The organism is Microbacterium sp. (genome assembly GCF_040394595.1).
Lineage (GTDB): Bacteria > Actinomycetota > Actinomycetes > Actinomycetales > Microbacteriaceae > Microbacterium.
Genome location: NZ_JBEBSA010000006.1, coordinates 19,059 through 30,795 on the forward strand (window position 1 = coordinate 19,059; position 11,737 = coordinate 30,795).

The 11,737-nt window shown below is 70.9% G+C and carries 11 protein-coding genes; 6 read left to right on the plus strand and 5 right to left on the minus strand.

What is annotated here, in order from left to right; all coding sequences use genetic code 11:
* Nucleotides 1–30 precede the first annotated feature (30 nt).
* Together ABWO84_RS08840 and ABWO84_RS08845 are read left to right on the plus strand one after the other, a co-directional pair.
* Complete coding sequence (locus ABWO84_RS08840) at nt 31–306, plus strand: helix-turn-helix domain-containing protein (protein WP_353114157.1); 276 nt, start codon at nt 31–33, stop codon at nt 304–306.
* Between the two features lie 63 nt (nt 307–369).
* Nucleotides 370–717: a hypothetical protein gene (locus ABWO84_RS08845; protein ID WP_353114158.1), complete on the plus strand. Its 348-nt coding sequence runs from the start codon at nt 370–372 to the stop codon at nt 715–717.
* Nucleotides 718–820: 103 nt separating this feature from the next.
* Here the strand turns inward: ABWO84_RS08845 and ABWO84_RS08850 are convergent, their stop codons facing one another.
* The gene (locus ABWO84_RS08850; RefSeq protein WP_353114159.1) at nt 821–1,063 is read right to left on the minus strand and encodes a hypothetical protein; all 243 of its coding nucleotides are present in this window, start codon (nt 1,061–1,063) and stop codon (nt 821–823) included.
* A gap of 186 nt (nt 1,064–1,249) precedes the next feature.
* On the opposite strand from ABWO84_RS08850, the gene ABWO84_RS08855 reads away from it, so the two are divergent.
* Nucleotides 1,250–2,677, plus strand: a complete 1,428-nt coding sequence (locus ABWO84_RS08855; RefSeq protein ID WP_353114160.1) for a dicarboxylate/amino acid:cation symporter — start codon at nt 1,250–1,252, stop codon at nt 2,675–2,677.
* A 70-nt stretch (nt 2,678–2,747) separates the two neighbouring features.
* Here ABWO84_RS08855 and ABWO84_RS08860 read toward each other — a convergent pair whose 3' ends face one another.
* The gene (locus ABWO84_RS08860) at nt 2,748–4,478 is read right to left on the minus strand and encodes a cation:proton antiporter (RefSeq protein ID WP_353114161.1); all 1,731 of its coding nucleotides are present in this window, start codon (nt 4,476–4,478) and stop codon (nt 2,748–2,750) included.
* Between the two features lie 101 nt (nt 4,479–4,579).
* Between ABWO84_RS08860 and ABWO84_RS08865 the strand changes: the two genes are divergently transcribed.
* On the plus strand, nt 4,580–5,635 hold the full coding sequence (locus ABWO84_RS08865) for an LLM class flavin-dependent oxidoreductase (protein ID WP_353114162.1): 1,056 nt from the start codon (nt 4,580–4,582) through the stop codon (nt 5,633–5,635).
* A 195-nt stretch (nt 5,636–5,830) separates the two neighbouring features.
* Entirely contained in the window at nt 5,831–6,760 is a 930-nt protein-coding gene (locus ABWO84_RS08870) for an endonuclease domain-containing protein (RefSeq protein WP_353114163.1), read from the plus strand.
* 83 nt (nt 6,761–6,843) lie between these two features.
* Here ABWO84_RS08870 and pheA read toward each other — a convergent pair whose 3' ends face one another.
* On the minus strand, nt 6,844–7,785 hold the full coding sequence (pheA, locus tag ABWO84_RS08875) for a prephenate dehydratase (RefSeq protein WP_353114164.1): 942 nt from the start codon (nt 7,783–7,785) through the stop codon (nt 6,844–6,846).
* Nucleotides 7,786–7,842: 57 nt separating this feature from the next.
* Here pheA and pgm point away from each other — a divergent pair, with 57 nt between their 5' ends.
* Complete coding sequence (pgm, locus tag ABWO84_RS08880) at nt 7,843–9,492, plus strand: phosphoglucomutase (alpha-D-glucose-1,6-bisphosphate-dependent) (RefSeq protein WP_353114165.1); 1,650 nt, start codon at nt 7,843–7,845, stop codon at nt 9,490–9,492.
* Between the two features lie 85 nt (nt 9,493–9,577).
* Here pgm and ABWO84_RS08885 read toward each other — a convergent pair whose 3' ends face one another.
* Nucleotides 9,578–10,693 (minus strand): glycerate kinase, encoded by a 1,116-nt coding sequence (locus ABWO84_RS08885; RefSeq protein WP_353114166.1) that lies wholly within the window; start codon nt 10,691–10,693, stop codon nt 9,578–9,580.
* Nucleotides 10,690–11,733: a LacI family DNA-binding transcriptional regulator gene (locus tag ABWO84_RS08890; protein WP_353114167.1), complete on the minus strand. Its 1,044-nt coding sequence runs from the start codon at nt 11,731–11,733 to the stop codon at nt 10,690–10,692. Before ABWO84_RS08890 ends, ABWO84_RS08885 begins: the two co-directional genes overlap by 4 nt.
* Between the last annotated feature and the right edge of the window lie 4 nt (nt 11,734–11,737).

Here is an 11,737-nt window from a genome sequence, read left to right on the forward strand (position 1 = left end):
CAGGTCACCGACCTTCGCGACGCTGGATGGATGCCCCGAGTCCCGTCGCCCGCTGCCCGCCACGTCGGCGAGCACATCGCGACGGCCCGCAAGGAGCGCGGGCTCACCCAGGACGACCTGGCGTCGCTCACAGGCATCGACTCGTCGAACATCCGCGGCTACGAGAGCGGCCGCGCGATGGTGAGCGTGCAGACCCTGGTCCGCATCGCCGACGCCCTCCGCCTCGAACCGGGCGCGCTGCTGCGCGGCATCGAGCTCGGAATGTTCACGGCCCCCGAGCGCGACGGCCGGCGCAGGGCGGGCTGATCCCCCCGGATGGGGAGAACTCCCCATCCTGATACCTGACCGTGGTCGCGTAATGTGTTTCCTATGAACATCGACCGGAAACTGCGCTCCACCTCCGCGCGTCTGCTGCTGGCGATCCCCGCCGCCGCCATCGCCCTCTCGCTCGCCGCCTGTGGCGGTGCCGCCCGTCCGTCCGCCGACCAGGTCGCCAAGGGCGTCGAGAAGATGGTCAAGGATCAGGGCGGCGGCGAGCTGCCCGCCGGCGTCTCCACCTGCCTCGCCGAGGCTCTTCTCAAGTCGGACCTCTCGAACGACTCCCTGGCCACGTTCGCCAAGGGCAACTCGGACGACAAGATCCCCACGACCGAGCTCAAGATCGCCACCGACACGATCAACGGCTCGCTCGAGAAGTGCGCCGCACAGTCCAAGTAAGCACCTGCTCTCGCCGCACTCCCGTGCGCAAGACAATGAGAAGAAGCCGGGCATCTCGGAGGCCCGGCTTCTTCATTGCTCCGCGACGAGGCGGCGCTGGACTTTACTTCCAGTACTTCGTGTAGAAGTACACTTTCCCATCGCTCTCCATGTGGCAGGGAGCGAGGAGCACGTGACCGCTCTGCTCCGCCCTCATGGTGTCGCCAAAACAAGCAAGCATGCCGGTATAAGGCCCCCATGCCTTATTGACCCAGGCTGCGTTCGCCGCAACCGGTGCGGCGACAAGGCCAACGGTCAATGCAACCGTCGCAGCGATCTTGCCCGTCTTCGAGATTCGAATCGACATGTTCATACCCCCCTTGGTGAACAACTGTTGTTCACAGCTTAAACATAGAAACTCTCGGGGGGGCAAGGGGCGGCGCCGCCCCGGGGCATCCGTCATCCTTCGTCATCTACGGACGGGGAATGCGGGAACGCTCCTAGCGTTGACTCCCATGGCGCGCATTCGGCGCGCATCCCCCTTTGGAGTCCCATGAGCACTACACCTGCGCCCTCGAACGGTGCACGCAAGCCCAAGGCGCCCGACACCCGCGGCCCCGTGCGCAAGCTGCTGACGTCGTTCGGCTTCCAGATCGTCGCCGCCCTCGTCCTCGGCATCGGCGTCGGCCTCCTCGGCCGAAACCTGGGGGCGAGCGCCGACAACCCGACGGTGCTGTCCGACACGCTCGACAAGATCGGCGGCTCGTACGTCACGCTGCTGCGCGCCGCCGTCGTGCCGCTCATCTTCACCGCGATCGTCGCGAGCATCTCCAATCTCCGCCGCGTGCAGAACGCCGCGCGCCTGGCGGGTCAGACCATCCTCTGGTTCGCGATCACCGCCTTCATCGCCGTGTCGATCGGCATCGTGCTCGGCCTCGTCATCCAGCCCGGGTCGCGCGCGGGCGCCGGCCTCGAGCCCGGCGAGCCCTACGCGGTGGGCACCTGGTGGAACTTCCTGCTCGGCCTCATCCCGCAGAACTTCCTCGGACTGGGCGTCACCAGTTCGTTCGACGAGGCGTCCAAGTCGGTCGTCTCCGGCGTGAACTTCAACATCCTGCAGGTCATCGTCGTCGCCGCCGTGGTGGGCATCGCCGCGCTCAAGGCCGGCCGCAAGGCGGAGCCGTTCCTCGCCTTCACCGAGTCGCTGCTCAAGGTGATCCAGCGCGTGCTGTGGTGGATCATCCGCATCGCACCGCTCGGCACCTTCGGGCTCATCGGATCTGCCGTCGTCAAGTACGGCTGGGAGAAGCTCGCCTCGCTGGCGTGGTTCGCCGGCGCGATCTACATCGGCCTCGCACTGGTGCTGTTCGTGGTCTACCCGATCCTCGTGAAGACCCACGGCCTGTCGATCAAGCAGTACTTCTCGGGCGTGTGGCCGGCGGTGCAGCTCGGATTCGTGAGCCGTTCGTCGATCGGCACGCTGCCGCTCACCGAGCGCGTCACCGAGCGCAACCTCGGCGTGCCCCGCGGTTACGCCTCGTTCGCGGTGCCGCTGGGCGCGACGACCAAGATGGACGGCTGCGCCGCGATCTATCCGGCGATCGCCGCGATCTTCGTCGCGCAGTTCTTCGACATCCAGCTGAACTTCGTGCAGTATCTGCTGATCGTCGTCGTGTCGGTGGTCGGCTCTGCGGCGACCGCCGGCACCACCGGGGCGATCGTGATGCTCACGCTCACCCTGTCGACCCTGGGGCTCCCGCTCGAGGGTGTCGGCCTGCTGCTCGCGATCGACCCGATCCTCGACATGGGCCGCACCGCGGTGAACGTCGCCGGCCAGGCGCTCGTCCCGACGATCGTCGCGAAGCGCGAGGGGATCCTCGACGAGGAGCTCTACAACGCACCCCGCGAGGGCCTGCCGTTCGCCGAGGACCTCGACGACGGCCCGGCACCGGAAGCAGAGGCGGCGACCGCGGCGCGCTGACGCCGCCGATCCGCGAAGAGGCGCCCCGGATCCGTCCGGGGCGCCTCTTCGCGTTCTCAGATCCGGTGACTCACGCGGAGCTCGCGCGCATGTCACTGCGGGTGTCGAGCATGAGCTCCTCGGCATCCATCGCGGTGATCAGCTCGCGCATGACCTCCTCGCTGAGGTTCCCGGCATCCCTCTCGTCGAGGAGCACCTGGCGCCGCACCTTGAGCCATCCGCGCGAGAGGAACAGGAGCTCCTCATAGGTGGGCCGCACGACCTGCGGCTGCGCCTGCTCCGCGTTCGACTCGACTTTCACCAACCGCTCGGCGAACTTGTCGAACGCCGCGAGGCGCTCCTCGCCGTGCTTCTCGATCCACTTGGTCCGCATGCCGCGCAGATAGGCCTTGCCCGCCTCCCGGCTGCGTTTCATCACCGCTGCGACCTCGCGCGCATCTTCGCCGGCCTCCGACTCGTCGGCCACGTTCAGCTTGCGGATGAGCAGCGGCAGGGTCAGGCCCTGTAGCAGCAGAGTGCCCACGGTCACGAAGAACGCGACGACGACGATGACGTGGGAGGCCGCATCGTCGAGACCGGCGAGGTCGGCGGCGGCCAGGGCGGTCGCCAGGGTGACGACGCCGCGCATCCCCGCCCAGGAGACGACGGCGTTGTCACGCCACGACAACGAGGGCTCCATCATCTGCTCGCGCACCTGCTCAGCGGTCTTCGGTCGCCGCATGCGCGCGCCGTTCGCGAGCGCCTGCTCATATCGCCGTTCGGCTTCCGCGAACCGTCCCTGAGCGATGGCAGCACTCCACCGCTTCATCCGGAACCGCTGCCACATCTGTCCCCAGGCGCTGGCCGGGTAGACGAAGAGCGGGCGCACCACGAGCACCACGACCAGCACGACCACCGAGAGCCCGAGCGCACCGCCGACGTGCAGGGCGCCGAGGTCGGCCATCACGCGCGGCAGCTGGAGGCCGATGTACGCGAAGACGAACGACTCGAGCAGGAAGTCCGCCGACAGCCAGAGCGGCTTCTCCTGCTGCCGCATCGTGTAGCTCGTACGGGGCGAGTTGTAGCCGACGAACAGGCCCATCGCGACCACGGCGAGCACGCCGGAGCCGAGCAGATGCTCCGCGATCGCGTAGGCGCCGAAGGGCGCGAGCAGTCCGAACGTGCCCGACACCACGGGGTCGGAGATCCGCATGCGGAGCTGGTGCAGAACAGCGCCGAAGATCAGGCCGACGAGCACGCCGACGACCACGGCCACGACGAACTGCCAGATGCCGTCCCACACCGTCATGGTCGTCGCGCCCGCGATGATCACCGCGAAGACGCGGTAGAGGGTCAGCGAGGTCGCGTCGTTGATCAGGCTCTCGCCGGACAGCACGGACATGACCCGCCGCGGCAGGCCGAGCTTGCGGCCGATCGCCGCCGCGGAGACCGCGTCGGGCGGCGCGACGATCGCCCCGAGCAGCAACGCACCGGGAAGGGTGAGCTGCGGCATCAGCAGCCATGCCACCAGCCCCACGGCCGCGGTGGTGACGATCACGAGCCCCACTCCCAGACGGCGGATCTGCGGCATGCTGCGCTTGAAGCTCACGAACGACACGTCCAGCGCCGCCGAGTACAGCAGCGGCGGCAGCACGATGTTCAGCAGCAGATGGCCGTCGATCGTCGGATTCGGGACGAAGGGCAGGAACGCCACGGCGAGCGCGACGCCGGTGACCAGCAGCGGGGCGGGCCAGCCACGCCAGCGGGCGACCGCCGCGACCAGCACGGCGCCGACGAGCACGAAGAAGATCTCGGCATCCATGCGGAAAGGCTAGCGCGGGCGCCCGACGTCGGCGGACGCGGCCGCGCGGATCGGCCGCGATCGAGGAATGCCCGGCAGCCCCACAGCGTTGCACACACACGATGACTTCCCTGCAGCTCTCCGTCCTCGATCTCGTCCCCGTCCGCGACGGCCAGACCAGCGCCCAGGGCATCGGCGCCTCCCTCGCGCTCGCGCAGCGCGCCGACGAGCTCGGCTACCTCCGCTACTGGTTCGCCGAGCACCACAACATGCCGGCGGTGGCCTCCACCACTCCCCCGGTGCTGATCGCGGCCGCCGCCTCGCGCACCCACCGGATCCGGGTCGGGTCGGGAGGCGTGATGCTGCCAAACCACGCGGCGCTCATCGTCGCCGAGCAGTTCGCCGCGCTCGAGGCGATCGCGCCGGGACGGATCGACCTGGGCATCGGACGCGCCCCCGGCAGCGACCCCGTGATCACGCAGCTGCTCCGTCAGTCGGGCACCTCCGGCGACGTGGAGAGGTTCCCGTCGCACGTGCAGGACATCCAGCTGATGCTGCAGGCGGAGGGCGCGACCGTGCGGTTCACCTCCGGCGGCGAGTACAGCGTGCGGTCGACACCGGCGGCGTCCGGCAGCCCGGACGTCTGGCTGCTCGGGTCGAGCGACTACTCCGCGCAGCTCGCGGCCTCACTCGGTCTGCCCTACGTCTTCGCGAACCACTTCGCCGGACACGGGCTCGAGCGCGCGCTCGACCTGTACCGCACCGGATATCAGCCCAGCGAAGCCCACCCCGAGCCGCGCACCTTCCTCACGGCCAACGTCGTCGCGGCGCCGACGGCGGAGGAGGCGCAGGAACGGGCGCTGCCGCAGCTGCGGATGATGGTGAGGATCCGCGGCGGACGCCCCCTCGTGCCGCTGGAGACCGTCGAGCGGGCGCGCCAGGGCATGGCCGACGGGGACGACGACGCCGACGAGCGGACCATCGACGCGGCACGCGCCGGATGGTTCATCGGGGACGGCGCGTCGGTCGCCGCGGAACTGGAAGCCTTCGCGGCACGTCACGGCGTCGAGGAGATCATGATCTCCCCCGTCGCCGGCTCCTACGCCGCCGACCCCCTGGACGCCACCCCCGGACGCCTCCAGACGCTGGAGCTCCTCGCCCCCGGCCCCCAGTCCTGACTCCCCGCTCCGCCCGGTCTTGCCCGGTGGGTGCGCAGAAACGCATCTAGGAAGGCCTTCCGCGGTGCGTTTCTGATCTCTCACGACGGATCGCCCCGGCGGGACTCGAGTTCCACATTGGCGAGATGTGGCGGGGTTTCCACATTGGGCGGGGATCGCGGCGGGCGGCGCACCCGACGCCGTCAGCATGGGGGCATGCGACACAGGATTGCCCTTCCCCCGCCGCTCGGCCCGCAGTTCTCGGTGAGCGAGGCCGCCGCGCTCGGGGTCGGTCGCGGACGCCACAGTGCCCGAGACCTCGCCCGCCCGTTCCACGGGGTCCGCGCCGTCGAGCCTCCGGCGACCTTCGGCGCCGCGGTGGCCTGCTACCTCCCACGGCTGAGACCGGGCCAGCGGTTCGGGGGCCGCACCGCCGCACGCCTCTGGGGCCTTCCCCTCCCGACCGTCTGGCGGACGGGGGAGCCGATCGACGTCGTCGTGCCCACGGGCACGTGCCCGCCGCGCACCCGAGGCGTGCGCGGGACACGCCTCGCTGAAGACCGTGCGGTCACCTGGTCCCTCGCGGGCGCGAAACTCATCGATCCGATCGCCGCCTTCTTCACGTGCGCGAAGGAGGTGACCCTCCTCGACGCCGTCGTGATCATCGACGCGCTCATCTCCGATGCCGGGAACTATCCGGCTCGCGGTGCACGGCGCCCGGTGAGGGCGGAGGACGTCGGGCAGCGCCTCGACGAATGGGGCCGCTTCCCGGGATGCGGGACGGTCCGCCGCGCTCTCGCCCTCGCACGCCCGCACGTCGAGTCGCCCAAGGAGACCGAGACGCGGATGCTCCTCCTGGCCCACGGGCTTCCCGAACCCGAGGTCCAGCACGAGGTGCGGTCGCGGGACGGCCTGATCGCCCGCGTCGACCTCGCCTATCCGAGTCTTCGGATCGCGATCGAGTACGAGGGGGACGGCCACCGCACGGGGAAGGAGCAGTGGCGTGCCGACATCCGCCGGCAACGCGATCTCGAGGATCTCGGGTGGACGGTGATCCGGATCACCGAGCTCGACCTGCGCGATGGCGGCGCCAGCGTCGTCGCCCGGTTACGAGGGGTGTTCCCCACTCAGCGGGAGGCCGCATGACTCTCGTCACCCGGCCGCTCCCAGGCGCGATGAGACGTCCCTCCACGTCCGCGATGCGACGTTCTCACACCGTGCGACATGCGTCAGGCTTCGGGCTCCCCGTCGATCAGGCCGCGCAGCCAGTCGCGCGCCTCGACGAAGACCTCGTCCGCGTACCGCTCGGGGTACTGGACGATCTTGCGATCGGCCCGCGGGTACGACCCGAGGAACACCACGTGCGGGCTGAACCGGCGGATGCCGAGCAGCGCGTCCGCCATCCGCTCGTCGTGCACGTGTCCGTCGGCGTCGAGCACGAACCGGTACCGGCCGAGCTCGTCGCCGATCGGCCGGGACTCCAGCAGCGAGAGGTTGATGCCTCGTGTCGAGAACTGCTCCAGCAGGTCGAGCAGGCCGCCGGGGCGGTCATCGGGGAGCTCGACGATGAGCGAGGTCTTGTCCGCCCCGGTCGGCGCCGCCGGCGCGGTGGTGCGGGTCACGAGCACGAAGCGGGTCACCGCGTTGGCGTTGTCGCCGATCTCCTCGGCGAGCACGGCGACATCGTGATGCGCGATGATCCCGGGCGCCGCGATCGCCGCCTGCGCGGGCAGGGTTCCGTCCAGCATCCCGATCGCCGAGGCCACGTTGCTGGCGGCGGGCAGGTGCGAGTGCTTCGGCAGGTTCTCGCCCAGCCATCCATGACACTGCGCGTAGGCCACCGGATGCGCGGCGATCACGTCGACGTCGTCGAGCGTCGTCCCCGGCGCCGCGACCAGCACGAAGTTGACCTTCACCAGGTACTCGCCGACGATGCGAAGCCCGGGCTGCGTGGCAAGGGCGTCGAGCGTGGTCGACACGCCGCCCTCGACGGAGTTCTCGATCGCGATCATGGCCGCATCGCTGCGTCCCGAGAGCACATCGCCCAGCGCCTCGCCCACGTTGTGCACCGGGCGCCACTCGTGTCCGCGCGCCTCCGGCACCTGGTCGAGCGCCGCCTCGGTGAACGTTCCGGCGGGTCCCAGATAGCTGTACGTGCGGCGTTCGGTCACCTCGCAAGCCTAGTGATATCTCGCACGCGCGGTCGCGGCCGGTGCAAGATGGGATTCATGACGAGCCGTGCCGGCCTCCCTGCGGAGGAAAGTGACCTCATCGACGTCGACGAACTGATCGCCGCCTACTACGACCGGCATCCGGATCCCTCCGATCCCGCCCAGCGCGTGGTGTTCGGAACCAGCGGGCATCGCGGGTCGGCGCTGTCGTCGAGCTTCAACGAGGACCACATCCTCGCCACGACCCAGGCGATCGTCGACTACCGGCGCGGACAGGGCATCACCGGCCCGCTCTTCCTGGGGCGCGACACCCACGCGCTGTCACTCCCCGCCGAGCGCACCGCCGTCGAGGTGCTCGTCGCCAACGGCGTGGACGTCCGGACCGACTCGCGCGATTCCTGGGTACCGACCCCGGCCCTCAGCCACGCGATCCTCACCTACAACCGCGGACGTGCGGCGAACGACCCGGGCCGCGCCGACGGCATCGTCGTCACCCCCTCCCACAACCCGCCTCGGGACGGAGGGTTCAAGTACAACCCGCCGAACGGCGGGCCCGCGGACACCGACGCCACCGGATGGATCGCCGCGCGCGCGAACGAGCTCATCGCCGGCGGGCTGGAGGGCGTGAGGCGCCAGCGTCATGCGGACATCGACGACTCGAAGATCGGCGAGTACGACTTCCGCGACGCGTACGTGCGCGACCTCCCGTCGATCATCGACATCGAGGCGGTCAAGCGCGCCGGCGTCCGGATCGGGGCCGACCCGCTCGGAGGGGCGTCCGTCGAGTACTGGTCGCTGATCGCCGACATGCACGGGATCGAGCTGACGGTCGTCAACCCCGAGGTCGACCCGACCTGGCGTTTCATGACGCTCGACTGGGACGAGAAGATCCGGATGGATCCGTCGTCGCCGTCGGCGATGGCCTCCCTCGTCGCGAAGAAGGGCGACTACGACGTCCTCACCGGGAACGACGCCGACGCCGACCGGCACGGGATCGTCACCCCCGACGGGGGCCTCATGAACCCGAACCACTACCTGGCGGTCGCGATCGACTACCTGTTCTCGCACCGCGCGCAGTGGCCACGGGACGCGGCGATCGGCAAGACGCTGGTGTCGTCGATGATCATCGACCGGGTCGCGGAATCGCTCGGGCGCCGCCTGCTGGAGGTTCCCGTAGGGTTCAAGTGGTTCGTGCCCGGGCTGCTCGACGGCACCGTCGCGTTCGGCGGCGAGGAGTCGGCGGGGGCATCGTTCCTGCGGATGGACGGCTCGCCCTGGACGACTGACAAAGACGGGATCCTGCTCTGCCTGCTCGCCGCGGAGATCATCGCGGTCACCGGGAAGTCCCCTTCCGAGCGCTACGCCGAGCTCGAAGAGGCGTTCGGCGCATCCGCCTATCAGCGCGTCGACGCCCCGGCGACGCCGGCGCAGAAGACCGCACTGGGCCGGCTGGCCCCCGAGGCCGTGACCGCGAGCGCGCTGGCCGGCGAGGAGATCACCGCCAAGCTCTCGCACGCACCCGGCAACGGAGCGGCGATCGGCGGCCTGAAGGTGCAGACCGAGCACGCCTGGTTCGCCGCGCGGCCCTCGGGCACGGAGGACGTCTACAAGCTCTACGCCGAGAGCCTGCTCGGTGCCGACCACCTGGCGAAGGTGCAGGAGGAGGCCCGCGCGGTGGTGTCCGCGGCGCTCGGCTCAGAAGGCTGAGCGCCGGCGAGCTCTCCGGAGTCGGACACCCTCCCGGCTCCCCGGCACCGGACGCGCGACCTCCGGGCTCGGACCCCGTGCCGGCTCACCGCCCCGTACGCCTCGCCTCCACGGCGAGCCTCGCGCCCGCGTCACGCAACCAGCGCGCCGGATCGGCGAGCGACGCCTCCGCGCTCCCCGCGAGCTCCGTCAGCGACATCGCGATCCGGAACAGCGAGGGATCCGCGTCCGGTGCGATCCGGCCCGCCACGAGCATCGGCGACGCCCCGGCGTCCTCGGCCAGACCCGCCACGAACGACGGCACCTTTCCGTCACCGGACTGCCCGTCGTAGGAGCCTTCCCCGGTCACGACCACGTCCGCGCCGGAGATCGCCTCCGCCAGCCCGACGAGACGGGCGACCTCCTGCGCCCCGGGCAGCAGCCTCGCTCCCCACACGATCAGCGCCCCGCCGACGCCACCGGCCGCGCCCGCGCCAGGCGTCTCCGGATCCAGCCCCAGCAGGGTGGCGAGCCGTCCGAGCGCGGCATCGGCCTGCGCCCGGTCACCGGCGTCATGCATCCCCTTCTGGGGGCCGAACACCTCCGCAGCTCCCCGCGGACCGGTGAGCGGATTGGTCACATCCGTGAGCACCGACGTCTCCGGAGCCGGCAGCAGACCGGAGAGGTCGAGGCGCTCGACATCGCGCAGCCCCCGAGCCCCCGGCACCGTCTCCGTGCCCGACGCGGTGAGGAACCGGGCGCCCAGGGCGCGCAGCATCCCGGTGCCGCCGTCCGTCGACGCGCTCGATCCGATGCCCAGCACCAGCCGCGACACCCCGTGACCGAGGGCCGCCGCGATCGCCTGGCCGAATCCCGTGCTGTCCGCATCCCAGGGGCGCAGCCCATCGAGCAGCTCGATCCCCGACGTCGAGGCGAGGTCGATCACCGCCGTGCCGCCCTGCTGCTCCGCCGAAGGGGGCAGCAGCAGCCACGACGTGTCGACCGGACTCCCGGCCGGGCCGTCGACGACCACGGGCATCCGCACCGCCCCCGGATGCGCGGCCGCGAACGCCGCGACCGTCCCCTCGCCGCCGTCCGCCATCGGACGCGGGACGATGTCCGCGTCCGGATCCTCCGACGACCATCCCTCGGCGAGCGCCTCGGCCGCCCGCGCCGCCGAGATCGTCCCCTTGAAGCTGTCCGGCGCCAGGACCACCCTCACCCGGAGACCCCGGCGGGTCCGGGTGTGCTCTCGCGGACGATCACCTCGAGCGGAAGGTCCTCCTGCCGCCACTCGGCGTCGACGGTCGCACGGAACGCCTGATAGCCGAGGTCGCTCAGCGGCACCCCGACGGTGGTCAGCGGCGGCGTGACGTCGCGACTGACCGGGACGTCGTCGAAGCCGCACACGGCGATGTCCGCGCCGACCGTCCGGCCCGCATCGCGGATCGACGTCATCGCCCCGACCGCGACCACGTCGCTGAGCCCGAACACGAGCGTGCCCGGCTCCACGCCGTCGGCGAGCGCGGCCGCCATCGACTCCGCCCCCGACTCTCGCTGGAAGCCGCCGCGGTACACGCGCTCGACGGACCCGCCGCCGCCCTCGAACCCGGCGGAGAAGCCGGCGAGACGCTCATCCGACGTGCGCACGCCCTCCGCCGCGCCCAGCACGATCGCCCGGCGGTACCCTTTCGTCGCCATCGCGCGGCCGAGCCGCTCGGCGCCGCCGCGGTTGTCGAGGGCGATGCTCCGCTCGCCGCCCGGGCCGAGGGTCACGGTCCTGCCGCCCAGCGCGGCGAAGGCGGACAGCTCGGCGGATGCCGCGTCGTCGAGGCCTCCTCCGGTGCGCGAGGCCGCGAGGATGATCCCCTGCGGACGCTGCCCGCGGAGCGCCCGCAGGATGCGCGCCTCCCGGTCGGGATCGCGCTCGGTCACCGCGATCGTGACGATGAGGCCGCGCTCGTCGGCGCCCCGGGCCACGCCCGATGCGATGAGCCCGAAGTACGGGTCGGAGATGTCCGCGACGAGCAGCGCGATCACCGGGGACGTGCCGCGGGCGATCGACTGTGCCGACAGGTTGGGCGTGTACCCGAGGGCTTCCGCGGCCCGCTCGACCCGTTCCCTGAACGAGTCCGCGACCTTGCGCTCCGAGCCGTTGAGCACGCGCGAGGCCGTCGCGAGGGACACCCCGGCCTCCCGGGCGACATCGTGCAGCGTGGGCGCGGCGATGCGGGCGGGTCGGTTCACGTCGGAGGCGGTCATGTCC